This window comes from Streptomyces sp. NPDC093085 (genome assembly GCF_040683935.1).
In the GTDB taxonomy this organism is placed as follows: domain Bacteria; phylum Actinomycetota; class Actinomycetes; order Streptomycetales; family Streptomycetaceae; genus Streptomyces.
In genome coordinates this window covers 604,539-629,606 of the sequence record NZ_JBFBFB010000004.1, presented here as the reverse complement: position 1 = coordinate 629,606, position 25,068 = coordinate 604,539, and the positions used below count along the sequence as shown (strand labels likewise).

At 71.0% G+C, this 25,068-nt stretch carries 25 protein-coding genes; 18 read left to right on the top strand and 7 right to left on the bottom strand.

Going from position 1 to position 25,068, the window contains the following annotated elements; all coding sequences use genetic code 11:
• Positions 1 to 11 precede the first annotated feature (11 nt).
• Positions 12 to 482, bottom strand: a complete 471-nt coding sequence (locus tag AB0O07_RS16490) for a hypothetical protein (RefSeq protein ID WP_365632949.1) — start codon at positions 480 to 482, stop codon at positions 12 to 14.
• A 303-nt stretch (positions 483 to 785) separates the two neighbouring features.
• Here AB0O07_RS16490 and AB0O07_RS16485 point away from each other — a divergent pair, with 303 nt between their 5' ends.
• From AB0O07_RS16485 to AB0O07_RS16460, 6 genes are all read left to right on the top strand, one after another.
• Positions 786 to 2,054, top strand: coding sequence for an Ig-like domain-containing protein (locus tag AB0O07_RS16485; protein WP_365633133.1), 1,269 nt, complete (start codon positions 786 to 788; stop codon positions 2,052 to 2,054).
• Between the two features lie 224 nt (positions 2,055 to 2,278).
• A complete protein-coding gene (locus tag AB0O07_RS16480) occupies positions 2,279 to 3,781 on the top strand; it encodes an ABC transporter permease (protein ID WP_365632946.1) in 1,503 nt (500 codons plus the stop codon).
• 77 nt (positions 3,782 to 3,858) lie between these two features.
• On the top strand, positions 3,859 to 4,542 hold the full coding sequence (locus AB0O07_RS16475) for an ABC transporter ATP-binding protein (protein ID WP_365632942.1): 684 nt from the start codon (positions 3,859 to 3,861) through the stop codon (positions 4,540 to 4,542).
• A gap of 236 nt (positions 4,543 to 4,778) precedes the next feature.
• Positions 4,779 to 5,801, top strand: a complete 1,023-nt coding sequence (locus AB0O07_RS16470) for a GNAT family N-acetyltransferase (RefSeq protein WP_365632939.1) — start codon at positions 4,779 to 4,781, stop codon at positions 5,799 to 5,801.
• A gap of 102 nt (positions 5,802 to 5,903) precedes the next feature.
• Positions 5,904 to 7,319 carry an AAA family ATPase gene (locus AB0O07_RS16465; RefSeq protein ID WP_365632936.1) on the top strand — a complete coding sequence of 472 codons (1,416 nt, stop codon included), beginning with the start codon at positions 5,904 to 5,906 and terminating at the stop codon, positions 7,317 to 7,319.
• A gap of 49 nt (positions 7,320 to 7,368) precedes the next feature.
• Positions 7,369 to 9,129, top strand: coding sequence for a VWA domain-containing protein (locus tag AB0O07_RS16460; RefSeq protein ID WP_365632933.1), 1,761 nt, complete (start codon positions 7,369 to 7,371; stop codon positions 9,127 to 9,129).
• A gap of 1,644 nt (positions 9,130 to 10,773) precedes the next feature.
• Here AB0O07_RS16460 and AB0O07_RS16455 read toward each other — a convergent pair.
• The 3 genes from AB0O07_RS16455 to AB0O07_RS16445 all read right to left on the bottom strand — a co-directional run bounded on the left by AB0O07_RS16455 (position 10,774) and on the right by AB0O07_RS16445 (position 12,107).
• Positions 10,774 to 10,986, bottom strand: coding sequence for a DUF397 domain-containing protein (locus AB0O07_RS16455; RefSeq protein ID WP_365632930.1), 213 nt, complete (start codon positions 10,984 to 10,986; stop codon positions 10,774 to 10,776).
• A gap of 72 nt (positions 10,987 to 11,058) precedes the next feature.
• A complete protein-coding gene (locus tag AB0O07_RS16450) occupies positions 11,059 to 11,271 on the bottom strand; it encodes a DUF397 domain-containing protein (RefSeq protein WP_365632927.1) in 213 nt (70 codons plus the stop codon).
• Entirely contained in the window at positions 11,268 to 12,107 is an 840-nt protein-coding gene (locus tag AB0O07_RS16445; RefSeq protein ID WP_365632924.1) for a helix-turn-helix transcriptional regulator, read from the bottom strand. The genes AB0O07_RS16450 and AB0O07_RS16445 overlap by 4 nt, the downstream gene beginning before the upstream one ends.
• 94 nt (positions 12,108 to 12,201) lie before the next feature.
• Between AB0O07_RS16445 and AB0O07_RS16440 the strand changes: the two genes are divergently transcribed.
• The 8 genes from AB0O07_RS16440 to AB0O07_RS16405 all read left to right on the top strand — a co-directional run bounded on the left by AB0O07_RS16440 (position 12,202) and on the right by AB0O07_RS16405 (position 16,615).
• Entirely contained in the window at positions 12,202 to 12,471 is a 270-nt protein-coding gene (locus AB0O07_RS16440; protein WP_365632921.1) for a hypothetical protein, read from the top strand.
• A complete protein-coding gene (locus AB0O07_RS16435) occupies positions 12,468 to 12,824 on the top strand; it encodes a hypothetical protein (protein ID WP_365632918.1) in 357 nt (118 codons plus the stop codon). The genes AB0O07_RS16440 and AB0O07_RS16435 overlap by 4 nt, the downstream gene beginning before the upstream one ends.
• Positions 12,821 to 13,438 carry a hypothetical protein gene (locus AB0O07_RS16430; protein ID WP_365632915.1) on the top strand — a complete coding sequence of 206 codons (618 nt, stop codon included), beginning with the start codon at positions 12,821 to 12,823 and terminating at the stop codon, positions 13,436 to 13,438. Before AB0O07_RS16435 ends, AB0O07_RS16430 begins: the two co-directional genes overlap by 4 nt.
• A complete protein-coding gene (locus tag AB0O07_RS16425; RefSeq protein ID WP_365632912.1) occupies positions 13,428 to 13,550 on the top strand; it encodes a hypothetical protein in 123 nt (40 codons plus the stop codon). The genes AB0O07_RS16430 and AB0O07_RS16425 overlap by 11 nt, the downstream gene beginning before the upstream one ends.
• A 136-nt stretch (positions 13,551 to 13,686) precedes the next feature.
• The gene (locus tag AB0O07_RS16420; RefSeq protein ID WP_365632909.1) at positions 13,687 to 13,890 is read left to right on the top strand and encodes a hypothetical protein; all 204 of its coding nucleotides are present in this window, start codon (positions 13,687 to 13,689) and stop codon (positions 13,888 to 13,890) included.
• 67 nt (positions 13,891 to 13,957) lie between these two features.
• Entirely contained in the window at positions 13,958 to 14,710 is a 753-nt protein-coding gene (locus AB0O07_RS16415) for an ATP-binding cassette domain-containing protein (protein ID WP_365632906.1), read from the top strand.
• Positions 14,710 to 15,972, top strand: a complete 1,263-nt coding sequence (locus AB0O07_RS16410) for an ABC transporter permease (RefSeq protein ID WP_365632903.1) — start codon at positions 14,710 to 14,712, stop codon at positions 15,970 to 15,972. Before AB0O07_RS16415 ends, AB0O07_RS16410 begins: the two co-directional genes overlap by 1 nt.
• Positions 15,965 to 16,615 carry a hypothetical protein gene (locus tag AB0O07_RS16405; RefSeq protein WP_365632900.1) on the top strand — a complete coding sequence of 217 codons (651 nt, stop codon included), beginning with the start codon at positions 15,965 to 15,967 and terminating at the stop codon, positions 16,613 to 16,615. Before AB0O07_RS16410 ends, AB0O07_RS16405 begins: the two co-directional genes overlap by 8 nt.
• 100 nt (positions 16,616 to 16,715) lie before the next feature.
• On the opposite strand, the gene AB0O07_RS16400 is transcribed toward AB0O07_RS16405, so the two are convergent.
• The 3 genes from AB0O07_RS16400 to AB0O07_RS16390 form a co-directional block, all read right to left on the bottom strand.
• Positions 16,716 to 18,731, bottom strand: a complete 2,016-nt coding sequence (locus AB0O07_RS16400) for a hypothetical protein (RefSeq protein WP_365632897.1) — start codon at positions 18,729 to 18,731, stop codon at positions 16,716 to 16,718.
• Positions 18,732 to 18,741: 10 nt separating this feature from the next.
• Entirely contained in the window at positions 18,742 to 20,238 is a 1,497-nt protein-coding gene (locus tag AB0O07_RS16395) for an ATP-binding protein (RefSeq protein ID WP_365633130.1), read from the bottom strand.
• Between the two features lie 188 nt (positions 20,239 to 20,426).
• On the bottom strand, positions 20,427 to 21,086 hold the full coding sequence (locus AB0O07_RS16390) for a response regulator transcription factor (RefSeq protein ID WP_365632894.1): 660 nt from the start codon (positions 21,084 to 21,086) through the stop codon (positions 20,427 to 20,429).
• Between the two features lie 89 nt (positions 21,087 to 21,175).
• On the opposite strand from AB0O07_RS16390, the gene AB0O07_RS16385 reads away from it, so the two are divergent.
• From AB0O07_RS16385 to AB0O07_RS16370, 4 genes are all read left to right on the top strand, one after another.
• On the top strand, positions 21,176 to 21,748 hold the full coding sequence (locus AB0O07_RS16385) for a hypothetical protein (protein ID WP_365632891.1): 573 nt from the start codon (positions 21,176 to 21,178) through the stop codon (positions 21,746 to 21,748).
• Positions 21,727 to 22,959: a peptidoglycan-binding protein gene (locus AB0O07_RS16380; protein WP_365632888.1), complete on the top strand. Its 1,233-nt coding sequence runs from the start codon at positions 21,727 to 21,729 to the stop codon at positions 22,957 to 22,959. Before AB0O07_RS16385 ends, AB0O07_RS16380 begins: the two co-directional genes overlap by 22 nt.
• Before the next feature lie 62 nt (positions 22,960 to 23,021).
• A complete protein-coding gene (locus AB0O07_RS16375; protein WP_365633127.1) occupies positions 23,022 to 23,798 on the top strand; it encodes an ABC transporter ATP-binding protein in 777 nt (258 codons plus the stop codon).
• A 74-nt stretch (positions 23,799 to 23,872) separates the two neighbouring features.
• Positions 23,873 to 25,057: an ABC transporter permease gene (locus tag AB0O07_RS16370; RefSeq protein WP_365633124.1), complete on the top strand. Its 1,185-nt coding sequence runs from the start codon at positions 23,873 to 23,875 to the stop codon at positions 25,055 to 25,057.
• The last annotated feature ends 11 nt before the right edge of the window (positions 25,058 to 25,068 follow it).

The window sequence follows — 25,068 nt, the reverse complement described above, 5'->3', positions numbered from 1 at the left end:
CGGCTCCCGTATCAGAGGGTGGTCGCGCTCTTGCGGAGCGAGTACGTGACGAACGCCACCCCGATGCCCAGCGACAGGGTGCCACCGAGCAGATACGGCATGGTGTCGACGCCCCCGGTGTCCGCGAGGCGCAGCTCGTCCGGGCCCGGCTCGGAGAGCGGTTCGGTGCCGGAGGTGCCCATGGTGGTGCCGGTGGTGGCGCCGTCGCCGACCTCGGAGACCTCCCCGGCCGCTGAAGCGCCGTCGCCGGGCTCGGTGCCGGTGCCGGTGCCGTCCCCGGGACCGGTGCCGTCCCCGGTGCCCGCGGAGGAGGCTTCGAGGCTGAGGGGCTGGGCGGAGGAGGGCGCGGGGGTCACGGACCGCTCCGCCGGGCCCGCGCCGCCCCGCTCGACGGTGGCGTTCGCGGACGGGACGAACCAGAGGGCGCAGAGCAGCGTTCCGGCCGCTGTAGCCGTCAGCAGCGGTCGCCGTGCGACGGACACGTGATGGATCTCCCTTGGGGCGGCACCGCATGGCAACGCCGGTGCGGCAACGTCGAATTGACGGGGACGACAGGGTCGACGACTGGGTCGAGGAGATGCTAGCCAACTTCTCGGCCGCCAGGACACGGAGTCCGTCAGGGGGCCTGTTTTCGGGGGTGGGGCGGGGCCCGCGCCCGGGCATGCGACTCTGGTAGGCCAGGGTGGACCGCCGCGAGTGGTGTCCACCACAATGCCGGGTGAAGTGGAACCCGGCCGGCCGGGACAGGCGTTCTTAAAGGTTATCGGCAGGGTTCAGCGGCGATGATGGAGAAGCGTGTGATGACGGACAGCAAGCGGCGCAAGGGCCTCATGGTCGCGTCCGCGGTGCTCGGCGGCGTACTGGTGCTCTCGGCGTGTAACGGCGACGGTGAGGACAAGGGCGCCGGCAGCTCGAAGACTTCCGATTCACAGGTGCAGGCCGACGCAGCCGCGGCCAAGGAGACCTCGGAGGCGCAGATAACCATCGCGCCCAAGAACGGTGCGACCAACGTCGGGATCAACAACGACGCGAAGGTCTCCGTCGACAAAGGCGAGCTGACCGAGGTCACCATGACCGCCGCCGACGGCACCGCCGTCAAGGGCACCATGGCCGACGACTCCAAGAGCTGGCAGCCGGACGGCCAGCTCGCCCGCTCCACCGCGTACAAGATCTCCGCCACCGCCAAGGACGCGAAGGGCCGCCAGGCCCATGAGAACACCTCCTTCACCACCGTCTCGCCGAGCAACAGCTTCATCGGGAACTTCACCCCCGAGGACGGCTCCACCGTCGGCGTCGGCATGCCGGTCTCGATCAACTTCGACAAGGCGATCACCGACAAGAAGGCCGTCCAGGACGCGATCACCGTCGAGTCCAGCAGCGGCCAGCAGGTCGTCGGCCACTGGTTCAGCGGGACCCGGCTCGACTTCCGCCCCGAGGAGTACTGGAAGGGCGGCTCGACCGTCACCCTGAAGCTCGCCCTGGACGGTGTCGAGGGCGCCCCGGGCGTCACCGGCGTGCAGCAGAAGACGGTCACCTTCACCATCGGCCGCAACCAGGTCAGCACGGTCGACGCCGAGGCGAAGACGATGACCGTCACCCGGGACGGCAAGACGATCAAGACCATCCCGATCTCCGCGGGGTCGCCCGACAACACCACGTACAACGGTCAGATGGTGATCTCCGAGAAGTTCAAGGAGACCCGGATGAACGGTGCGACGGTCGGCTTCACGGACGACGACGGCAAGGGCGAGTACGACATCAAGGATGTCCCGCACGCCATGCGCCTCTCCACCTCGGGCACCTTCATCCACGGCAACTACTGGGGCGCCCGCTCGGTCTTCGGCAGCGTCAACACCAGCCACGGCTGCATCGGCCTCGCGGACGTGAAGGGCGCGGGCGACCCGAACCAGCCCGGCGCCTGGTTCTACGACAACTCGATCGTCGGTGACGTGGTCGTCGTCAAGAACTCCAAGGACAAGACGATCAAGCCGGACAACGGGCTCAACGGCTGGAACCTGAGCTGGTCCGAGTGGACGGCCGGCTCCGAGGCCTGATGGCAGGCTTCGAGGCCTGACGGCCGGCTCCGAGGCCTGATGGCAGGCTTCGAGGCCTGATGGCCCCGGCAGCCTGATGGCCGCAATAGCCTGATGGCCCCGGCCTGACAGTTCCGTCCTGTACGGCGGCGGTGACCTCCTGGTCACCGCCGCCGTTCGCGTTCTCATCCCGCTCTCACCCAGGGCTTATCCGGCCATCACAACGGGCCCCTAGCTTCACGCCCATGTTCTTCACCTACCTCAGGCGCGAGCTGCGCCGTCGCAGAAAGGCGGCGCTCGTCGTCGCCTCGGGGCTCGCCCTGGGCATCGCCCTGGTGATCGTCGTCAACTCCGTCTCCGCCGGCATGACCCAGGCCCAGGACAAGGTCCTCCAGTCGCTCTACGGGCTCGGCACCGACATGACGGTCACGAAGGCCGCCACCCCGCCGGGGGAGGGCGAGACCAACCGGCGGCGCTTCGAGTTCGACGCCAACGACCAGGATTCCGACGCCGAGCAGAGCAGCGACCGGGTCATGGTCCAGGGCTTCCAGACGCTCGCCTCCTCGACCGTCACCAAGGTCCGGAAGCAGGACGGCGTCGCCACCGCCGTGGGCGGGCTCAGCCTCAACGTCCTCAAGGTGAACGGGCAGTTCAAGCGCGGCGAGTTCGCCCAGCGGGACGGCGGCTCCACGAACGAGTCCGGCCCCGGCGGAGGCGGCGCCGGTACCGGCGGACCCGGCGGCTCCGGGGGCTCCGGCGGTGAAGTCCGGGGCGGGGGCGCGGCGTTCGACGTCAACTCGTACACCGTCTACGGTACGGACGTGACCGAGCCCGCGCTCGGCCCGCTCACCTCCTCGAAGATCACCAGCGGCCGTACCTTCAAGACCGGTGAGACCGACGCCGCCGTCGCGGTCGTCGACAGCGCCTACGCCAAGGAGAAGTCCCTGGCGGTCGGCAAGACCGTCACCATCTCCGGCACCAAGTTCACCATCATCGGGATCGCGACCGCCGACAGCGGCGACGCCGCCGCCAACCTCTACATCCCGCTGAAGAAGGCCCAGACCCTGGCCGACGCCAAGGACAAGGTCACCACGGTCTATGTGCAGACCGCCGACTCGCAGCAGATCGACAGCGTCAAGTCCGCCATCCAGAAGAACATCCCGGACACCACCGTCACCACCTCCGCCGATCTCGCGGACACCGTCTCCGGCTCCCTCTCCACCGCCTCCGGGCTCGCCACCACCGTCGGCAAGTGGCTCTCCGTCATCGTCCTGATCGCCGCCTTCCTGGTGGCCGGGCTGCTCACCTCCTCGGCCGTCAGCCGCCGGGTGCGGGAGTTCGGCACGCTCAAGGCGCTCGGCTGGAAGAGCGGCCGGGTCACCCGGCAGGTCGTCGGCGAGGCCCTGGTCAACGGGTTGCTCGGCGGCGTCCTCGGGATCGCGCTCGGCCTCGGCGGCGCCTATCTGATCACCGCCATCAGCCCCACCCTCACCGCCGAACTCGCCTCCGGGGCCGGCCGGGGCGGCGGGGGCGGCCTCGTCGTCAACGGCGGCCCGATGGGCGGCGGCGGTCCCGGCCGGCAGGTCGCGGCGAAGACGCTCGACATCGCCCTCTCCGCCCCCGTCTCCGTCGCCACCATCGGCCTCGCCGTGGCGCTCGCGGTCACGGGCGGCCTGATCGCGGGCGGCTTCGGCGGCTGGCGCGCCTCCCGGCTCCGCCCGGCGGACGCGCTGCGCCGGGTCGAGTGAGCGCGTACGGCGCCCATCCGTACCGTCCGACCCGGGCCCGGGTCACCAACAGCATTCCGTACAGCAGGAGTTGAATCGTGTACCAGCTCAGAGGCGTCACCAAGCGCTACACGCGCGGCAAGCAGACCGTCACGGCGCTCGACGGCGTCGACCTGACGATCGAGGACGGCGGCCGGCTCGTCATCAAGGGCCCCACCGGCGGCGGCAAGTCCACCCTCCTCCAGATGCTCGGCGGCCTCGACCGGCCGACCGAGGGAAGCGTGGAATTCGACGGGGTGGATCTGGCCGGGCTGTCCGAATCCCGACTCACCAAGGTGCGGGCCGAGTCCATCGGCTTCGTCTTCCAGAGCTTCAACCTCATCCCCACCCTCACCGCGCAGGAGAACGTCGAGACCGCCCTCGTCCCCCTCGGGCTCAAGGGCGCCGCCCGGCGCGAACAGGCGGCGCAGGCGCTGGAGTCGGTCGGGCTCGCGGAACGCCTCGGGCATGTGCCAAGCGAACTTTCCGGAGGTCAGCAGCAGCGTGTGGCCATCGCGCGGGCCCTCGTGAAGCGTCCTAAGGTGCTCCTCGCCGACGAGCCCACCGGCAACCTGGACGAGTCGATGCGCGACGAGATCATGGAGTTGCTGGAGGGGCTGTGGAAGGAGCACGGCCTCACCTTCGTGATGGTCACGCACGACAGCGCGATCGCCCGCCGTGCCCCACGGCTCGCCACGATCCGCAAGGGCAGGGTCACCGTCACCGAGAACGCGGACGCCTGACGCGACGCTTTGCGCCGCATCTCCGGCGACGCCTTCCGAAGCGGCGCTTCCTGAAGTAAAACCGTGTCAGAGAAGAGAAACGTGGCGGGGGCGGGCGGTGACGCGAATATGCCGGGCGCCCATGCCTCGGGTCTGTGTTGTGCCGCAGTGCCCTCTGTCCATGCCGGTGCCCGTCCCCGCCCGGATGTCCCCGTAACCCCGGGGCGTCGCCCCTCTCGCACGCGTAGGTTCGGTCCATGCTGATCACTCTGGGAACTCCGCCCTCGGACGCCGAGACCGACTCCTGGTACGGCATCGCCGCCGCGGCGCACGCCCGTGATCTGCCCGCCTCGACCCCCGAGCGCAGCCGGATCGAGACGGAGGGGAAGCTGCGGGTCCCGCCGGTGGGCGCGCGGACCGTCCACTGGGCGTGGGCGGCGCCCGACGGGTCGTACGAGGGGATCGCCTCGCTCGTCCTGCCGGGCGAGGCGGTCAACCGCCATACGGCCTCCCTCGACACCCTGGTGGTACGGCCCGACGCGCGGCGGCGGGGGATCGGCGCCGCGCTCTGGGCGGCGGTCCGCGCCGAACTCGTCGCGGACGGCCGGGCCTCCGTCTCCACCGTCCTCGAAGTCGGCGGCGCGGGCGAGGCGTTCGTGGACAGCCTCGGCTTCACCAACGTCCTGCCGCTCGGCCGGTACGTGCAGCGGGTCCGCCCCGTCCTGGAGGGCATACCGCTGCCGGACCGCCCCGCGCTCCCGGCCGGGCTCCGCTTCACCGACTGGTGGGGCGTCGTCCCCGACCATCTGACGGCGGCCTTCACCCGCGCCCACGAACCGCTCTCCGAGCTCCAGCGGGGCCGCCTGGACGGCCGCACCCCCCACTGGGACACCGACAGGATCAGAGCGGCGGCCCGGGTGGTCGAGGCGCGGGGCGGGATGCTGCTCACCTCCGCCGTGCTGGATCCGGGGGCGGGGTCAGGGCCAGGGTCGGGTTCGGGGACGGGGGACGACATCGTCGCGTTCACACAGGTCGCGCTCGCCGCGCCGGGGGACACCCGGGCCGTCCAGCTCGACACCCTCGTCGTCCCGTCGCACCGGGGGCGCGGTCTGGGGCGTGCCGTCAAGCGCCACCATCTGGAACGGTTGCACGAACTGCTGCCAGGCGTGCGGGAGATCGGTACGGTCGTCGCGGACGACAACCGTCCGATGCTCGCGGTGAACGAGGCGCTCGGCTACCGGCGCGAACGGCCCGCCGGAGTCTTCCAGACCAAGCTGTAGGCGGTAGGCGTTCCGCCGCAGGCGTTCACAGGTCGCTCCGTCGTAGCTTCGGGGGGCAGGGCTACGGAGAGATGGAGTTGACGGACGATGGGCGCGCGGGACATGAGAGATGTTCGGGACGCGGAGGACGCGGAGAACGCGGGCCGGACCGAGGGGTCGGTGGAGACGGAAGAGGTGGAGGCGACGGGGGCTGCGGGGGCGGCGGAGGCGGCGGAAGCCACGGGGGCAGCCGAGGCGGCGGAGGCGGCGGAGGCGGGCGGGGAAGCGGACGTCCCCGCTCCCGAAAGCACTCCCCGCCCCGAAAGCACTCCCCGCGCCGAGGAGACGGCTCGCCCCGAGGAGACGGCCCGTCGGCTCCGCGCCATCTGCGGCGAGTTGTCGGAGCGGTTCTACGAGCGGGACGACGTCGTCCGTACGCTCGTGATCACCCTCCTCGCCGGGCAGCACTCCCTCCTCCTCGGACCCCCGGGCACCGCCAAGTCGGAGCTGGCCCGGGAGCTGACCGGCCGGATCGAGGAGGCGGCGTACTGGGAGATCCTGCTCTCCAAGTTCACCGCGCCGACCCGGATGTTCGGGCCCGTCGATGTCGCGGCGCTGGCCCGGGGCGAGTACCGGCAGGTCTACGACGGCCGGGCCACCACGGCGCACGTGGCCTTCATCGACGAGATCTTCAAGTGCTCCACGGCCGCCCTCAACGAGACCCTGGGATATCTCAACGAGCGGATCTACCACCCCGAGAGCGGCGGCGAGCCGATCCGCTGCCCCCTGATCGGCGCCATCACCGCCAGCAACGAGCTGCCGGCGGGGGAGGACTCGGCCGCGATCTACGACCGCCTCCTCGTCCGGATCGAGGTCGGCTACCTGGAGGACCCCGCCAACTTCGCCGCGCTGGTCCGCTCCGCCGTCAGCCGCCCCGCCGCGCCCGTACGGACCACGGTCGGCCTGGCGGAGCTGCGGCGTGCCGTGACCGAGGGGGTGCCCGCCGTCGAGGTGCCCGACGCGATCGTGGACGCCGTCTGCACTCTCCGGGCCGCCCTGCGCCGTAAGGAACTTGTCGCCTCCGACCGGCGCTGGCGGCAAGCTGTCGCCCTGCTCCAGGCGTCCGCGTACCTCGACGGCCGGACGGCCGTCGCCGAGACCGACCTGTCGGTCCTCACCCACGTGCTGTGGGACTCGCCCGCCGAACGCCCCACCGTCGAGCGCGAAGTGCTGCACATGGTCAACCCCGACGCCAAGGAAGCCCTCGATCTCGCCGACGCCATCGAAGAGTTGGAGACCCAGCTCGACGCCATGGCCGGCCAGTCCCGCGAGGCGCTGAGCGACTGGGTCATCAAGAAGGCCCACCACCGGCTCGCCATGACGGGCAAACGGCTGGAGCAACTGCGCGCGGAGGCGGCCGGCGCGGGCCGCTCCACCGCCGCCATCGACCGCGTCACCGCCCGCCAGCGCGCCGTCCGCGCCCGTGTCCTCACCGAGGCGCTGGGCATGGACGCGAGCATGGTCCAGACCCAGTTCTGAGATGCCACCCACGCCGCCGCCCACACCACCCATGCCTCCCAAGCCGCCCATGTCATCCACACCGCCCCACGCCCCCGGCACCGGAACCGGTCCCGCCCCCGGAAACCGTCCCGGCACCGCTCCCACCCCCGCTCCCACCACCACTCCCACCCCCATCACCACTCCCACCCCGGCCCCCGCGCATCCCCTGCTCCCCGCCGGTCCGCCGCCCGTACGCCTCGATGTGCTCGCGGGGCGGGCCGCGCCCTGGATCGGCGGGGCCGAAGCGACACCCGCGCTCCACACCGGGGCCGTTGTCGCGGACCGCTTCGACCGGATCGCCTGGCACGACACATACGAGCAGTCCGCCGCCCTGCGCGCACTGGACGCGGAGCTGAGCGCCCGGCACGCCCCCGCCGCCGATCTCCTCGCCGATGTGTTCCTGGCCGCGTACAAACTCCGCCCCGAGCTCCGCGACCGTACCGCCATGTCCCCCTCCCACCTGGTCAACCACCACGTCCTCGCTGCCCTGCTGGACTCCCCGGACCACGCCGAACTGCACCGGGAGACCGCCGGGGACCCGTACGCCGCCGCCCTCGCCGTCCTCGCCCAGGCCGGCGCCGTACGCGAGCTGCTGGAGCGCGACGGGGCCGCGCAGGAGGAGGGCGAGCGGGTGCGGCAGGCCCAGCGGTACGCGGCGGACGCGGCGGACGCGGTGGGCGAGGCGCTCCAGCGGGCCGCCGCGCAGGCGGGCGCGGACGGCACCGTACCGGGGCAAGCCGCCGACACCGTACGGCGTGCTGTCGCCACCGCCGAGGCCGCCGCCCGCCGGGCCGCCGAGGGAACGGCCCGGACCCTCGCCGCGCCCCCCGCCCCCGGCTTCCGTGCGGTGGCCAGGAGCGGGACCGCGAGCGCCGCCCGGAGCGTCCGGGAGGAGGCCGCGCTGATGCGGGCCTGGGGCGTGGGCCCCGGCGAGCTGGAGCGGCTGCCGTTCGACCGGCGGGCCAGGCTCGCGGAGCGGCTGCGCACCGGGCGGCTCGCCCAGTGGGCCGAACTCATCGGCCGCTTCCGGCAGATGGCCGACGCGGAGCGGGCCAGGAAGGTCGAGCACGGCACCGGGGAGCTGATCGGGGTGACCCTCGGCGACGACCTCTCCCGGGTCATCCCCTCCGAGCTGGCCGGCCTCGGAGTGCCCGCGCTGCGCGCCGTGTTCGCCGCGCGGTACGCCGCCGGGGAGCTGATGCTGTACGACACCGAGGGGGAGCGGCCCAGCGGCCGGGGCGCGGTCATCGCCTGCGTGGACACCTCGCACTCCATGTACGAGGCGGGGCCCGGCGGGGTCACCCGGGAGGCGTGGTCCAAGGCGTGCGCGCTGGCCCTGCTGGACCAGGCCCGGCGCGGGGGCCGGGACTTCGTCGGCATCCTCTTCTCGTCCGCCGACCGGATCCGCGTCTTCCGCTTCCCCTCCGGCCGGGCCCCGGGCATCGCGGACGTCCTCGACTTCGCCGAGACCTTCCTGGGCGGCGGCACCAGCTACCAGGCCCCGCTGTCGGTGGCCGGCCAGGTGCTGGAGGAGGAGTACCAGGCGACCGGCCGCACACACGGCGACATCGTGCTGATCACGGACGACGAGTGCGGGGTCACGGAGGAGTGGACCCGGGGCTGGAACGAGGCGAGACACCGGCTGGGCTTCCGCCTCTTCGGCGTGGCGGTCGGCGCCCCGCGCGTCGCCGGGGCGGGCTCGGTACTGGAGGCGCTCTGCGACAACCTGAGGTCGGTCGAGGACCTGACGGACGTCCACGGCACCGCAGACATCTTCCGGGTGATCTGATCCCTGATCGCCGTCCGTTTGCCGGGGCTCAGGCCCCGCTGGTCGCTGTTCGTCGTTCGTCCACCCCGGTTCAGGCCGAGGGGTAGCCGTGGTGGGCCCGATACGTATAGGCACCCAGAGGCGGCCCCCTTCCAGCTCTGAGTGTCGCGGCTCCAGGGCGCGCGTCAAGGGCGCTCCTTCGTCGCGTCGGCTACGCCGATTCCGCTGCGCTCCACCCTTGACCCGCGCCCTTCCACCGCGTGAAGAGCTTCCGGGAGGGGGCCGCCAGGGGAAGGACTCCCCCTGCCCAAGCATGTACGTTGTCCGGGCCGTCGGCAGGCTGCGGGCTGTTCGCCCTGCGGGGCACGCGGCAGTGGAGTGGGGTGGTGACGCCTCGGCTAAGCGTCCGCCGGCCGTCCGTTTGCTGGGACTCAGGCCCCGCTGTTCACCCGCCATCGTTGCCCACCCCCGTTACAGCCGAGGGGTATCCATGGTGATCCCGGGTGCGGGGGCTCGGCTCTGAAAAAGGTGGGCCGAAGGCTCCGTCTGGCTTTGGCTTGTCGCTGGTGGGGCTCCGTTGCCGGCCCACCTTTTCCCAGAGCCGATGCCCTGCACCCCGGTCAGGGGGCACGCCCCTCGGGGTCCGCCTCTGCCAGGGGCGCCAGGACACTCACCGCCCCTTTTTCCGTAACGGGTGTGACTGCTGGGCATGCCTGTGACTCAGGAGGCGCCCCCTGGGCGGGACGTGTCCCGAAAGCTACATCCCGGCACCACTCACGCACCCCGTTATGGCAACGCAGGGCTCCCGGCTGATCCGGGCCCCCCCGGGACGGGAGACGCGGGCCGCGTGCGCGAAAAGCGACAACCAGAAGGAGCCTTCGGCCCTCCTTTTTCAGAGCTGATATCCCGCACCCGGGATCACCGTGGCTACCTCTCGGCCGTGACCGGGGTGGGCGAAAGAGATGGGTGACCAGCGGGGCCTGAGTCCCGGCAAACGGACGGCGATCAGACGCTTAGCCGAGGCGTCACCACCCCACTCCACTGTCGCGTGCCCCGCAGGGCGAGCCGAGCCGCAGCCTGCGGGCGGCCCGGGCGACAGACGTGTCGTTGCAGGGGGAGTCTTTCCCCTGGCGGCCCCCTCCCGGAAGCTCTTCACGTGGCGGAGGGCCGGGTGTCAAGGGTGGAGCGCAGCGGAATCGGCGCAGCCGACGCGACGAAGGAGCGCCCTTGATACCCGGACCGGAGCCGCGACAATCAGAGCTGGAAGGGGGCCGCCCTCAGGGCGCCCAAACGTACCGGGCCCACCACGGATACCCCTCGGCCGGAACCGCTCGCCGAACGACGAACAGTGAACAGCGGGGCCTGAGTCCCGGCAAACGGACGGCGGGCGGACGCCGAGACGGCGTGCCACCACCCCACTCCACTACCGCGTGCCCCGCAAGGCAACCGGCCCCGCACCCATCCACCCCCCACCCGCAGCCTCACACCGGCCCGCACAACGAACTCGGCTTCCCGGGGAGCGGTCCGACATCGCCAACACGCTCTGCGCCCGCGCCGCGCTGGCCCACTGGGGACCATCCCCGCGTGCGCGGGGCCGAGGCTTGTTGGCCTGGGAGTTTATCTGGCGCAGGGGTCCGGGGAACCGGTACCCGCTGCGCCGGGTGATCAGACGGTGCCGAACTCGCCTGTCTTGACGCCCGTCACGAAGGCAGCGAACGGGCCGACGGGGAAGCCCAGGACGGGGCCGCTCGGGTTCTTGCTGTCCCGGACGGGGACGGTGCCGTGCGATGCGGCGAGGTTGTCGGCGATCTCCAGGCACTGGCCGCCGTTGCTGCTGTAGGAGGACTTGAACCAGTGGGGGGAAGTCTCGGTCGTCACGGGATGCCCTTTCGGTTCTGTTCGATCGGGGGCGCAGGGGGCCGGTGAACCGGTACCCGCTGCGCCGGGTGATCAGACGGTGCCGAACTCGCCTGTCTTGATGCCCGCGACGAAGGACGCGAACGGGCCGACCGGGAAGCCCAGGACGGGGCCGTGCGGGTCCTTGGAGTCCCGGACGGGGATCACGCCGTGTGAGGCGGCGAGGTTGGCGGCGATCTCCACGCAGTCGCCGCCGTTGCTGCTGTAGGAGGACTTGAACCAGTGGGGGGAAGTCTCGGTCGTCACAGGATGCCCTTTCGGAGCTGCTCGATCATGGCCACGGATGCCGCTTGCGACAGTGCTTCGGCCTGTAGTTGATGGTAGGCCGTCAGTATGGGCACGACGGAGGTGACTTCGCGCTCCAAGTGCCCCCGCGTCTGCGCCTCGGCGTACGCGACCACGGACCGGTCCGCCAGAGTGAGGAGGTTGACCGGCAGGTTGAACGACCTCCGCGCCCCTATCTCGAAGGGGGATACCTGGAGTACCCAGTTGGGGAGAGCGGCGACTTCGGCCAGCCGTTGGAACTGCGCTTCCATCACCTCGGCACCGCCGACTGTTTGGCGGAGGCAGCTCTCGTCCATGACCACCAGCACCATGGGCGGCCGGGGGCGCGCCAGCGCGGCTTGCCTCTTCATGAGGAAGGAGACGCGCTCCTCGGCTTGTTCGGGCGTGATGGCCCCGCGCTGCACCTCGCCGTCGGCCACCGTCCGCGCATACTCGGGCGTCTGCAACAGGCCAGGGATGAGTCCCACCTGAAACAGCCGGATCTCCACCGCCCGCCCCTCGTGCCCCACGTACTCCGGGAACCCCTGCAACAGTACGCCGTGCTCGATCTGCTGCCATTCGCGCTCGAAGGCGTCCTCTGTGCCTGTGATCCCGAATGCGACGTCAGCGGCGATCGAGAAATTGCGGGTTGGCGGTTTGTTGCAAGTTTCGACCCCCGAAATATGCCGCCCTGAATATCCCATCCGCACAGCAAGGTCGTCCTGCTTCCAGCCGCGCACCTCGCGTGCGCTGCGCAGTCGTGCCCCGTACGCCGCCTCCGGGCTCGCGTCAGGGTTCAACTCCTTACGGTTTACCAATGTTCTCCCCTTCGCTCGAACGTTGAGGCCCTCCTGATTCTAGGCCAACCTGACCACCCCTGGTAGTGCTTTCACTACAGAGAGGAGTGGCCCTGTGTCCGGCGACATCGGTTTCGCCAACAGTCGGAAACCCCAACGCAGCCCGCTTGAAGGTGAGTTGACGCGTGATCCGGACCGTCCGGAAATCCCGCCGGCCCTGATCCGCACCCCGATTGACCTGGCCCCGGTGCCCGGTTGTGACCTCTGCGACTGGTGGGACCGGCGGCGGGAGAATGCCCGCCGGGGGATCGGGGAGGCCAGCGTGGCCCACTGCGCGCGGCAGATCGCGGCGCACCCGCACCGGCGGGCCGGTGACTCCGGATGACACCCGAACCGCCCGTCCCGCCGCGCTACCCGCCGCGCCGCCGGGGCCTACGTTCCGCCCCGTCCACCCCTTCCGCCTCTTCCGCTCCCGAGTCGTCCTCGCTGCCTGCTCTGTCGGGTCTGCGGGTCGGGATGGCGGTGTACGACCGGCGGACCGAAATGCCGGGCGTCATCAGCTCGTTCGCCGGATCACTGGTCTGCCTCGTCCGCCCCTCCGGGCACACCTGGCAGGCCACCCTGAACGCCGTACGCCCCGCGACCGAACGCGAACGCACCCAGCTCCGGGCCCTCGCCGAACTCCACCGCCGCCAACGCCCCCCGGCCACACCCCCGGACGGGTGGCGCCCGGCATGAGCACCGCCCGCTTCTACAACGTGACCGTGGTCTGCGAAGGACCGACCGCCACCGGCGCCCTGGTACGGGTCGTCCTCGCCGCCCGACAAGCGGTGACCGCCGACGCCGCCCTGGTCTTCCTGCGCCAGCAGGCCCGCCGCATCGCCAACGGCCTCGACCCCGGCCCGGGAACCGCATGGACACCACGCGGAACCCTCACCCCCGTATGGTCCCCCGACCCCGACGTACCCACCACCCTCCGCATCTGGTGCCACACCCCCCAAGCCCAGAGAACCGCCCGGGAACGCCTCCTCGCCGGAGCCGAATTCACCCTCACCGCCAACGACTTCAGCGGCCGATACACCCTCAGAGCACTCCCCGTACCCCTACCCGCACCCGTACTCGCACCCCAACCAACACCCCAGCCCGCCCCCGGATACCTGCCCCTGCCCCTGTCCGCCTACCCACCACCACGCCACGCGCGACCCCCGGACCACCCCGACCGCCACAGACACCGCAAACCCCGCTGGCTCGACCGCCTCCGCCACCGGCTGCGCCTCCTGTTCCGGCTCCCGTCCCCGTCGCGGCTCCCGTTCCCGTTCCGGCGCCGGGCCCGCACAGCGCATGCGCCCTGATGACGGCGCCGCACGGGCCATACGCCTCCTACGGACCGTGCTCGTCATCACCGCCACCCTCGCCGCCTACACCGCCACCGGATGGCTCCTCGCCGAACACCTCACCCGCTGACAAGCCGAGGCGGGCCGACGGTCATCTCCATCCGGTGCGGTGCGGCACACCGGCTGCCGCGCCGCAGGCATGCGCCCGAACCGCCAGTCGTCCAGGCGTTCACGGATGCTGGAGAACCGGCCTGGCCAAGGTCACCGTGGACGACGACGGCAACGCGGAAGGTGCCGCCCGGAGCGGCGGAACGCCCCTGCGCCACCTCTTCGACCCCGACCGGGAGTCCTTCGCCGCGTTCATCGCCCATGACGGCAGGTGGACGGTCCGGCAGGGCGGCCCCGTGCCCCTGTGGGACCGGATCGAAGCAGCACTGGGATGGAGGCCCGGCGTCGGGTCTGGGGGATGATGACGGAACAAACACGGCACTCTTACGGATTTCGAGGCGCCCCAAATTCTCATTCGAAAGGAAGAATGTGGAACCTGTCGCGTCTTTGTCGGGGCTCTGCCAGGGCTATGGTCGGCATCGTGTCATCGAGGGGCTCGACTGGGAGCTGGGCGTAGGGGTCTATGGCCTGCTGGGGCCGAACGGTGCGGGCAAGACGACGTTGCTTCGCACGCTGGCCACGGTGGCACCTCCCCAGGGCGGGAGGCTCACTATTTGCGGCACAGAGGTGAACTCCGAACGTTCGGCCAAGTCGGTTCGTCCCTCGATCGGCTATCTGCCGCAGGATTTCGGATACTACCCCGCCTTCTCGGTCTACGATTTTGTCCGTTACAGCGCCTGGATTCGCGGAGTCCCTAGCGGCGATGCGCATCGTGCAACGGTGAAGGCGATCGAAGCCGTCGATCTCGCGGGAAGAGCCAAGGCCACAATGAAGTCGCTGTCGGGAGGCATGCTCCGCCGCGCCGGCATAGCGTCGGCGATAGTCGGCTCGCCGCGCCTTCTGCTCCTCGATGAGCCAACGGTCGGCCTCGACCCTGCGCAGCGTTTTCAGTTTCGTGAACTTGTCAGGTCCATGGAGGGCGCGGCCATTGTTCTGAGCACTCACCTCGTCGAGGACGTCGCGGCGCTCTGCGATGAGGTTGTCGTGGTCCAGCACGGGCAATTCCTCTTCCGGGGTGGACCCCAGGAGCTTGCCGAGCAGGCTGGATCGAGTGACATGGGTGACAGCCCGCTGGAGCGTGGATACATGGCCGCTCTTTCAGGGCGAAGGGCGCTGTCGTAATGAAGATTTTCCTGATCGAACTGCGTCGGTCACCCCTGCGCTGGTGGCTGCCTCTGCTCATCGCACTTGATCTTGCGGTCCTTTTCGGACGAGCCCGCTGGTGGGTCGGCGTTTGGCCCCAGGCCAGCGCGGCGGCACAGGTCCCCTCGTTCTATATCGGCCCATTTCTCGCGGCCTATGCATCGTGGTCCGCGGGGAGAACGCATCGGCTCGGCTTTGAGGATCAGATCGCGGCTGGAAGCAAGTCGAGATGGAAGATTGAGTTGATCCGTCTCTCGGCTACGGTCGTGTTCGGCCTGGCTGCCTATTCAACAGGGGCCCTTGTTGCGGCTGCGGTAAGTTTTGATGACGCGGGCGCTGGTTTTCTATGGCCTGGATACCTGCTCCTGGGAGGTACGCTCATAGTTCTCTGCACGGCCGTCGGACACATCACCGGACGGTGGTTTCCTTCTTCTTCCTCTATCCCTGTCATTTGCGGTCTCGCATGCTTTGCGGCGCTGGCCATGATGGGGGGACCGTCAGGGGCCGGGCTTTTCGTGCTGTCGGGGGCGCCGGACATCGAACTCGATGCGCAGGGGCTCGCGCTCCGGCTGGCCCTCGCCCTTGCCGCAGTCGCCCTTGCCGTACAGCCGCCCAGGGTTCTCAACGGGTACTCCGAAGGCACTGCGAAACTGAGTGCCCGGCTTCCCGCTGTCGGGTGCGTCGTCCTCGCAGCGGCATGTCTTGCCGGCATGTTCTCATCCGGCCCTCTGCGTGTTGCGCGACAAGCGCCGCGCGCCCCTTTGTGCACCACTGCCGAACCCAAAATCTGTCTTTGGCCGGAGGAGGAAAAATACCTCCCGCAAGTCGAGGACATGGCGAGGCGCGTAAGCGAGTTGCCCTCAAAATTCAAATCCCCGGCGGTCTTTTACGAAGAGGGGCTACAGCGAAACGCTTCGAATGATACCGATTTTTCGATCCTCGAAGGTTCGATGTGGGAAGTCGCGAACGGTATGTCAATATCCATATCTCGCACCTCCACTCCGCCTTACTGTCCCGCAGAGAACAATGCGGCGGAGGATCGGCGCATGATGGCATATTTCGAGCTCAACTCGTGGCTGGCGGCACGCATCAGCGGGGCAGGGCAGCCTGCCAACATGCACGGAGGTCCTCCAGGTGTAGATCAGAGAGAAATTGCGAAAATGATTGAATGGCCGGAGGTCGATCAGGAATCGTGGGCGCTGAAGCGTCTCGACACGATCGAGGGCACCCGCTGTGAGTAATTCCATCGACTTGTGGCTTCGTTATGCGCGAGCCCATCATATCCATGCCGTACTTGCGGCTTTGATGGCTGTCATCGCATGTGACATCGCATTCGGATCCGCCCGGCTCGATTTCCCTTTCGCTGACACTCAAGGGTCGGGCAATATTCCGCTGCGTCATGTACTGCCGCTTGCCCTGGCCGTCATATCGGCAGGAAGTCTCAACAGTGCCATGCGCCCCCTGGAGGAGGTCGGGAGTACATCGTTCAGGCTTGTCGAGCTGAGTTTCCTCATAGGGGCGATCCTGCTCGCGGCAGCAATGCTTGCGGTGGCGGAGTTTTTCATCAGCCCTGTCGATGTTACTGTCCGTCTTCTTCGCTCCTTGCTTATCTGGAGCGGGATCGCTCTTCTTTCCGGACGTCTCTTCGGTTGGAGACTCGGCTGGGTGTTTCCTCTTCTCTCCCTGCTTCCGCTTACTTACTGGCAGAAGGATGCGTCGGGTAACAGCCGATGGTGGGATTGGACGAATCAGCCTGGTGCCGCGATGCCCTGCTGGGGAATCGCTGTCATTAGCCTGATCGTCGGAGGAGCGGCCCTGGCTCTGTCGCCTTGGCGCGTAGCGCGACTGCGCAACAGTTTCAGTGGACGCGCCAGGAATCCTTGACTACCCCATGCACCCTCGTCGATCCGGGCGCGGGCGATTGCCCGGACCATCGCCCGGGAGCGCATGGCCCGTCAAGGGCGCCTGGGGTGTCGGTCTTTGGTCAGGGGGTGGGTGGGCAGTCGGCGGTGTCGCGGGGGGTGAGCAGGTGGCGGAGGGCTGGTCCGTAGGTCGAAGTGAGGTGGTATTCGCCTGCTGTCGGGGCTGTCAGGCGGGTCCAGGTGTCGTTCTTGTCCGGGGCCGGGGTTACGCAGGCGCCGGGGGCGGTGAGCCAGGGGGAGTAGGCGATTCGTATCGTCGTCGAGCCCGGCTCGGGGAAGCGTACGGTCAGGGACGCGGCGTCGCTCCGTACGACCGTGGCCGGGGGCGTCACCAGGGGGACGGGGTCCGTTACGCGGTAGAGGGTCCAGTCGCGGTCCTGCCAGAGCGGGGTCAGCCAGGAGGGGCCCGACGCGATCAGCTCGGCCTCGGCGGTGGCGGGGCCGTCGGGGCGGCCGTGGTGCAGGACCACCAGGCCGACCGCCCACCGCTCCAGCCAGGCGCGGTACGCGGCCGGGTCGAGGGTACGGGCGCCGGTCTGGTTCTCGTAGAAGAGGCGCCCGCGCTCGACGTCGAGCTGCCGGTTCCAGCCGCGCGCCATGTTGACGTACGGGGCGAGCAGCACGGCCTCGCGGTGGTTGCGGGCGGGGACCACCTCGACGCGGGTACGGTCCGCGCCGGCCCGTTCGAGCGCCGCGACGACACCGCTGGTGTGCGCGGCCCAGGAGGGCACGGTGGTGGAGACGCGGAGATCGTCATCCGTCTTGCTGATCAGCCAGTTGGTGTTGACGGCCGTGATCACCAGGAGGAGGAAGAGGGGGAGGGCGGCTGTGTGGGGGAGGCGGGTGAGGGATCGGAGCAGGGGGCGGGGGCGGTGCAGGGGCGGCAGGGCGTGCGCGTGCCATCGGGTCAGCAGCGCCGCCAGCAGTACGGGGGGACCGGCCAGCCCCACCAGGCGCTCCACGTTGGTGCCGATCGGCGAGGCGATGAGGAAGGTCAGGACCACCCCGGCCGCGTACACGACCGCCCCGTACCGCACCACACGCCAGCCGCGCGGCGCCGCCAGGGCGAGGGCGGCGCAGGCCACCAGCGGCATCGAGAGCTTGCTCGCGGCCATCGGCTGCTCGCCCTGGAAGGGGAAGAGCAGCGTGGTCGCCGCGACGACCAGGACGGGCGGTACGGTCACCGCCGTGCCCCGCGCCCACTGCCGGTCCAGGAGGAACGCCGCGCCCACGACGAGGAGGAAGAGCCCGGCTACCGGGCTGGCGAGGGTGGCCAGGGCGGCGAGCAGGGCGGCGAGCAGGGCGGCGAGCGGGGCGGCGAGCGGGGCGGTGGGTAGGGCCGTGGGTAGGGCGGCGAGCAGGTGGGTGGGTGCGTGGGTGGGTGTGGGTGTGGGTGTGGGTGTGGGGGTGGGCAGGTGGGGGTGTCGTCGGGTGGTGCGGAGGGTGGCGTTCACCGCCAGCAGGGCGAAGGCGACGCCTACCGCGAACGTCGTCCGCCCGGACGCGACGTTGCACCAGAGCGCCACGGCGCCGAGCAGCGCGGGCCACATGGGGTGTCGTACGCCGGTACGGACGAAGAGCCGGGCCAGCGCCCACGTACCGCAGAGCCCCGCGGCGACCGAGACCGTACGGACGCCGAAGAAGGCCATGAGGGGCGGGGTGAGCACGCTGTAGTTGACGGTGTGCGTGCCGCCGTACCAGGAGAGGTTGTACGCGGAACCCGGGTGGCGGGTGAAGAAGTCGGCCCAGGCGAGCTGCGCCGCGAGATCCCCGCCGCCGGTCGCGAGGACGGCCACCCAGACGACGTACAGCGGTACGGAGATACCGGTCGCGACCAGCGGCACCCGCCAGTGCGGCCGTCGCCACCAGGGGGTGGGGGACGGTTCGATTTCGGTGGGGGGCGTCGTTTTCCTGTCGGGAGCCTCGGGGCCCTGGGGCGTCCCGGGGTCTCCGGCGCCGCTGGCCGCCTCGGGTTCCCCGGCCGCCTCGGGACCCTGAGGCGCCCCGGGCCCTCCGGTAGCCCCGGCCGCCCCAGGCTCCCCGGCTGTCCCTGTCGTTCTCCCTGTCCGCATCCGCATCCGGATCAGATTAATGTCGGTTCTCCGGTGCCGGGAACGTCACCGTGACCGTCAGGCCGCCGCCCTCCCCGTTGGGGGCCGCCGTCGCCGTCGCGTCGTGGGCGCGGGCGATCGCGGCCACGATCGACAGGCCCAGGCCCGCCCCCTCGGCCGGGCCGTGGGTGCGGGGGGTCAGCCGCCGGAAGGGCTCGAAGAGCAGCGGGGCCGTCTCCGGGGGGATCGCCGGGCCCGTGTTGGCGACCTCGATCACAGGGGCCGCCCCCTGCCCAGGGGCCGCCCCCTGGGCAGCGGGCGTACGGGGCGTATGGGTTGTACGGAGGGAGACGTGGCCCCCTGGCACGTTGTAGCGCAGGGCGTTCGCGACGAGGTTGTCCACCAGCCGTTCCAGCAGCACCGCGTCCCCCGCCACCGTCAGCGGCTCCGCCGCGACCGACACCCGCACCCCGCGCTCCGCCGCCTCCGCCGCCCTGTGCTCCGCCACCCTCCTGGCCACCTCGTCCACGGCCACCGGGTGGCGCTCCCGGAGCCCCTGCTCCGAGGTGGCCAGGAGGAGCAGGCCGTCGATGATCCGGCCGCTGTCGTCGGCGACGCCGATCAGCTTCTCCCGGATCACCGCCACCCGTTCCGGCGGCGGCGCGCCCGCGAGGCCGATCTCCGCCGCCGCCCGCTGCACGGCCACCGGGGTGCGCAGCTCGTGCGCGGCGTTGGCGGCGAACCGCTGCTGGGCGGTGACGAGTTGCTCCATCCGTTCCAGCATCGCGTCGAAGGTGTCCGCGAGCCGCTTCAGCTCGCCGGGCGGCCCGGGGAGGGCGATCCGCTCGTACAGGTTCTCGCCGGAGAGCCGGCGGGCCGTCTCGGTGATCACGGCGACCGGGCGCAGCACCCGGCCCGCCAGCCACCAGGCCAGTACGACCGAGACGACGGCGTAGACGGCGAGGACCGTGAGCGAGACGGTCAGCAGCCGGTGCAGGGTGGCGTCCTCCACGGCGTTGCCCAGCGTCGTGGCGATGTCGGCGGAGGAGCTCGCGGAGGAGCGCCCGGTGGGGCCTCCGGAGGCGTGCCCGAATTCCGTCCCTCCGGAGGCGCTTCCGGAGGGTGGTGGGGTGAGGGGGCTGGCGGGGCCGTAGGTGGGGACCGGGGACGGGTCTGCGGAGGGGGCCGCGGTGGTGGAGGAGGGGGATGGGGAGGGGGCGAGGGAGGGGGAGGTGGAGAGGGAGGGGGAGAGGGAGGGGGAGAGGGAGGGGGAGGTGGAGAGGGCGGGCTGGTCTTCGGCCAGGTCCTCGGCCAGGCCGGCGTCGAGGCCCTCGTCCAGGCGGCGGGCGGGGACCGCGTTGACCAAGGCGACGCCGATGGTCGTGTTGAGCCCTTGGCGCACCAGGACGTACACCAGGCCGGTCAGCAGCCCGCCCGCCAGCAGGAGGAGCCCGCCGTACAGGGCGGTCAGCCGGCCGCGCTCGCCGGTCAGCCGCCCGCGCACGCCGCGCCATCCGGAGCCGGGCCACCGCATGCCTTCCGGGTCCTGTCGGCTGCCGCTCACGACGTTGAAGAGTCGCTGGGTGGCCGGAGGGTTCATGCGGCGCGTACGACTCGTACGTCTGGTACGACTCGTACGACGTGCGCGGTCCACGCGGCCGGAGCGACTCGTACGGCCCACGAGCCCCGTAAGACTCCTGCGGTTCCCGCCGCCCGTACGGCTCACGGCGCGATCCGGTAGCCCTCGCCCGGCACCGTCTCCACCACCGGCGGTTCCCCCAGCTTGGCGCGGAGCTTGCTGAGCGTCACCCGGACCGCGTTCGTCCGGTAGCTGGTGTGCTCCTCCCAGACCTGTTCGATCAGGTCGTCGTTGCTGACCACCGCGCCCTCCGCCCGCATCAGCGACTCCAGTACGGCGAACTCCTTGCGCGACAGGTGCAGATGGCGGCCGTCGCGGTCGGCCTGGCGGCGCGCCGTGTCCAGGACGATCCCGGCCCGCTCCAGCACCGGCGGGAGCGCGGGGCGGGCGCGCCGGCCCAGGGCCAGGACCCGGGCGAGGAGTTCGTCGTACGCGAACGGCTTGGCCAGATAGTCGTCCGCGCCCAGCGTCAGGCCGTCCACCCGGTCCCGTACGGCGCCCGCCGCCGTCAGCATCAGGATCCGGGTCAGCAGCCGCTCCTCCACGACCCGGCGGCACACCTCGTCGCCGTGGATCCCGGGCAGGTCGCGGTCGAGGACGAGGACGTCGTACTCCCCGAACCCCAGTTTCCGCAGGGCCTCCGCGCCGTCGTGCGCCACGTCGACGGCGAGCGCGTCACGGCGCAGCCCCTCGGCGACCATCTCGGCCAGGAACTCCTCGTCCTCCACCACCAGTACGCGCATCGGTCCTGTCTATACGACGTGCGGGTTTCGCCGGCATAAACGGATCCGTTGAGAGCGCCGAAACGCGCACCGGCGGCAGGCTCCGCACCATGACGACACGACAGGTGACACGACAGGCGGCACGACAGGTGACACGACAGCGGTACCTCAGCAGCGGGATCCCCCTTCTGATGGCCACCGCCGTGGCCTCCCTCGCGCTCCTCACCACCGGCTGCTCCGCCGGCGCCGACGCGGGCGATGGCGGCAAGAGCGGCAAGGGGGACGAGAAGAGTTCGGGGGCGGTCAGTGAGGAGGGCAAGGAGGAGGACCAGGCGCTGGCGCACCGCAAGTGCCTGCGCGAGCAGGGGCTGAACGTGCCCGAGCCGAAGGCGGGCGAGGGCGCCCAGGGGCTCTCCGTCGGCGGCGGCGTGTCGAAGGAGCAGTTGGAGAAGGCGCTCAAGGCATGCCAGGACAAGGCGGGGCCCGGCCGGGCCAAGGAGATGACCCAGGCCGACAAGGACAAGGCGGTCAAGTTCGCGCAGTGCATGCGGAAGAACGGCGTCGACATGCCGGACCCCGACTTCGACGGCGGGGCGGTCGCGGGGCTGAAGGTTCCGGAGGACGCCGCCGGCAAGCAGAAGTTCGAGAAGGCGATCGCCGCGTGCGAGAGCGTGACTTCATGACCCGGCGCAGGCTGCTGCTGGCCTCCGTGGCGGCCATCGTGGCCGTCGCGGCGGGCACCACCGCCGTCACCACGCTGACCGATGCCGGCTTCGGCGTGGGTTCGCGTACGGCCGACGAGAAGAGCCGGCAGGATGACGCGGAGCGCGATCTGCCGCCCAGGACTGAAACCGTCACCCGGGGCGACCTCAGCAACAGCATCCAGCAGGACGGCACCCTCGGCCATCTGGGCGAGCGGAAGCTCAACGCGGGCACCGGCGCCACCCTCACCTGGACCCCCTCCGCCGGCTCCGTCGTGGCGCGGAACGGGCGGCTGTACGAGGCGGACGGGAAGCCGGTCCTGCTCATGTACGGGGCGCAGCCGATGTACCGGACGCTGAAGCCCGGCGACAAGGGCAAGGACGTCCGCCAGATCGAGGAGAACCTGGCCGCGCTCGGCTACACCGGATTCACCGTCGACAACGAGTACAGCGAGTACACCGCCGCCGCCGTGAAGCGCTGGCAGAAGTCGCACGGCCTGAAGCAGACCGGCACCATCGGCCCCGACCAGGTCGCCTTCCTCTCCGGGGCCGTCCGCGTCAAGGCGTCCGACGCCACCCCGGGGGACCGGCTGGCGCCCGGCGGGCCGGTTCTCACCGTCACGGGTTCGGAGCGGGTCGTACGGTTCCGGATCGCCGTGGCGGACGCGGCGCTCGCGGAGGACGGGACGCGGGTCACCGTACAGTTCCCGGACGGCACCGAGGCGCCCGGGAAGGTGTCGTCGGTGGGGACGACCGCGAAGACCGGGGACGACCCGCAGGACTCGACGGCGAAGATCGACGTCACGGTCTCCTTCGACGAGCCGAAGAAGGTGCCGGGGCTCGACGAGTCCCCGGTCACCGTCAACCTGACCGGCGAGGTCCGCAAGAACGTGCTCTCCGTGCCGGTCACCGCGCTCCTGGCGCTGCCCGAGGGCGGCTTCGCCGTCCAGGTGGTCGAGGACGGCTCGAAGAACGGCTCGAAGGACGGCTCCGGCAACGGCTCGAAGAACGGCTCGAAGAACGGGTCGAAGAATGGCTCGGAGAACGGCTCGGAGAACGGCTCGGAGAACGGCTCGGAGAACGGCTCCGTACGCGAAGTCCCGGTGAAACTGGGCATGTTCGGCCAGGGCCGGGTGGAGATCAGCGGCGACGGGGTGCGCGAGGGGACGAAGGTCGGGGTGCCGTCCGTATGAGCATCGCGACCGAGCCCCCCACCGGATGGCCCGGCCCGGGGAGCAGGACCGGCCCGGGGAGCATGGCCGAGGAGGCCCGGGTGGCCCGTACGGTGGTCCGGCTCCGGGGTGTCACCAAGGAGTACGCGGGCGGAGTGCGCGCCCTGGACGGGGTCGATCTCACCGTCAGAGAAGGCGAGTTGCTGGGCATCGTCGGCCCGTCGGGCTCCGGCAAGTCGACGCTCCTGCACATCGTGGGCACGCTCGACCGGCCCAGCGCGGGCACGGTGGAGATCGCGGGCCACGCGGTGGCCGAGCTGACCGACCGGCGGCTCTCCGCGCTCCGCTCGCGCCATATCGGCTTCGTCTTCCAGTCGTTCCACCTGGTGCCCGGGGTCGGCGCGCTGGAGAACGTCGCGGAGGGGCTGCTCTACTCGGGGCTGCCGAGGGCACGGCGCCGGGCGCTCGCCGCCGACGCGCTCGCCCGGGTCGGCCTCGCCGACCGGATGCGGCACCGGCCGCATGAACTCTCCGGGGGCCAGAAGCAGCGCGTCGCCATCGCCCGCGCGGTCGTCGGCGACCCGGATCTGCTCCTGGCCGACGAACCGACGGGGGCGCTGGACTCGGCGTCGGGGGAGGCGGTGATGGAACTGCTGGGCGAACTGCACACGCAGGGCACGACGATCGCGGTGATCACGCACGACACGGAGATCGCGAGCGCGCTGCCGAGACAGGTCCGGATGAGGGACGGGAAGGTGGTCTCGGACGTGACCACCGCCCGCCCCGGCCCCGGTACGGGCCCCGGCCCCGGCGCGGGCGCCCGCCCCGGCTCCCCTGCGACCGGGGGAGGTGCGGGGTGACGGCGGACGAGGGCGCGGGCACGGCTGCGAGCGGCGACCGTGGGCGTACCGGCAGAGGCGTCGGGACATCGCGGCTGCGGGCCGCCCGGCTCGGGCCGCGGGACATCCTGCATGTCGGCTCCGCCGGGCTGCGCAGCCGGCCCGTCCGGATCGTGCTCTCCGCGCTCGGGATCGCCATCGGGATCGCCACCATGGTCGCCGTGGTCGGCATCTCCGCCTCCAGCCAGGCCCAACTGCTGCGCCAGCTCGACGCGCTGGGCACGAACATGCTGGTGGCAAAGGCGGGCGAGAGCATGTTCAGCGGGGAGGAGGTCAAACTCCCCGAGGACGCGACGGGCATGGTCGGCCGGATCGAGGGGGTCGAGGAGGTCGGCGCCACCGGCGACCTCGACGCCTCCGTACGGCGCACCGAGAAGATCCCGAAGGCGGAGACCGGCGGGATCGGCGTCCGGGCCGCCACCGAACGGCTGCTGGAGGTGGTGCGCGGCGAGGTGGCCGCCGGAAGCTGGCTGAACGCCGCGAACGGCCGCTACCCCGCCGTCGTCCTCGGCGATGTCGCCGCCCAGCGGCTGGGCATCACCCGGCCGGGCCAGCAAGTGTGGCTCGGGGAACGGTACTTCACCGTCGTCGGCATCCTCGCCCCGCTGCCGCTCTCCCCGGAGATCGAGCGCTCGGCACTGGTCGGCTGGGACGGCGCCCAGGAGCTGCTGGGCTTCGACGGTCACCCCACGACGGTGTACGAACGCTCCACGGACGCGTCCGTCCACGCCGTGCGGAAGCTCCTCGCCCGCACGATCGACCCGGAGAACCCGCAGAACGTGGCGGTCAGTGACCCGTCGGCGGCGCTCCAGGCCAAGGCGGCGACCGAGGGCGCGCTCTCCTCGCTGATGCTGGGGCTCGGCGGGATCGCGCTGCTGGTCGGCGGGGTCGGCGTCGCCAACACCATGATCATCTCGGTGCTGGAACGCCGCCACGAGATCGGCCTGCGCCGCTCGCTGGGCGCGACCCGGGGGCAGATCCGGGTCCAGTTCGTCACGGAGTCGCTGATGCTCTCGGGCCTGGGCGGCGCGGCGGGCGTGGTGCTGGGCGGCGCCGCGACGGCGGTCTACGCGTACGCCGGCGGGCTGCCGTGGGTGGTCCCGCTCTGGGCGGTGGGCGGCGGCTTCGGCGCGACCCTGCTGATCGGCACGGTGGCGGGGCTCTATCCGGCGGTACGGGCCTCCCTGCTCTCCCCGACGCTGGCGCTCCAGGCGGCGTAGGGGGACGGGAG

What these genes read in the sequence shown, in the direction of transcription:
- AB0O07_RS16485 (WP_365633133.1), top strand. Translation starts at nt 786, where the DNA reads ATGGAGAAGCGTGTGATGACGGACAGCAAGCGGCGCAAGGGCCTCATG.
- AB0O07_RS16480 (WP_365632946.1), top strand. Translation starts at nt 2,279, where the DNA reads ATGTTCTTCACCTACCTCAGGCGCGAGCTGCGCCGTCGCAGAAAGGCG.
- AB0O07_RS16470 (WP_365632939.1), top strand. Translation starts at nt 4,779, where the DNA reads ATGCTGATCACTCTGGGAACTCCGCCCTCGGACGCCGAGACCGACTCC.
- AB0O07_RS16465 (WP_365632936.1), top strand. Translation starts at nt 5,904, where the DNA reads ATGAGAGATGTTCGGGACGCGGAGGACGCGGAGAACGCGGGCCGGACC.
- AB0O07_RS16460 (WP_365632933.1), top strand. Translation starts at nt 7,369, where the DNA reads ATGTCATCCACACCGCCCCACGCCCCCGGCACCGGAACCGGTCCCGCC.
- AB0O07_RS16435 (WP_365632918.1), top strand. Translation starts at nt 12,468, where the DNA reads ATGACACCCGAACCGCCCGTCCCGCCGCGCTACCCGCCGCGCCGCCGG.
- AB0O07_RS16430 (WP_365632915.1), top strand. Translation starts at nt 12,821, where the DNA reads ATGAGCACCGCCCGCTTCTACAACGTGACCGTGGTCTGCGAAGGACCG.
- AB0O07_RS16425 (WP_365632912.1), top strand. Translation starts at nt 13,428, where the DNA reads ATGCGCCCTGATGACGGCGCCGCACGGGCCATACGCCTCCTACGGACC.
- AB0O07_RS16410 (WP_365632903.1), top strand. Translation starts at nt 14,710, where the DNA reads ATGAAGATTTTCCTGATCGAACTGCGTCGGTCACCCCTGCGCTGGTGG.
- AB0O07_RS16400 (WP_365632897.1), bottom strand. Translation starts at nt 18,731, where the DNA reads ATGCGGATGCGGACAGGGAGAACGACAGGGACAGCCGGGGAGCCTGGG.
- AB0O07_RS16395 (WP_365633130.1), bottom strand. Translation starts at nt 20,238, where the DNA reads ATGCGGTGGCCCGGCTCCGGATGGCGCGGCGTGCGCGGGCGGCTGACC.
- AB0O07_RS16390 (WP_365632894.1), bottom strand. Translation starts at nt 21,086, where the DNA reads ATGCGCGTACTGGTGGTGGAGGACGAGGAGTTCCTGGCCGAGATGGTC.
- AB0O07_RS16385 (WP_365632891.1), top strand. Translation starts at nt 21,176, where the DNA reads ATGACGACACGACAGGTGACACGACAGGCGGCACGACAGGTGACACGA.
- AB0O07_RS16375 (WP_365633127.1), top strand. Translation starts at nt 23,022, where the DNA reads ATGGCCGAGGAGGCCCGGGTGGCCCGTACGGTGGTCCGGCTCCGGGGT.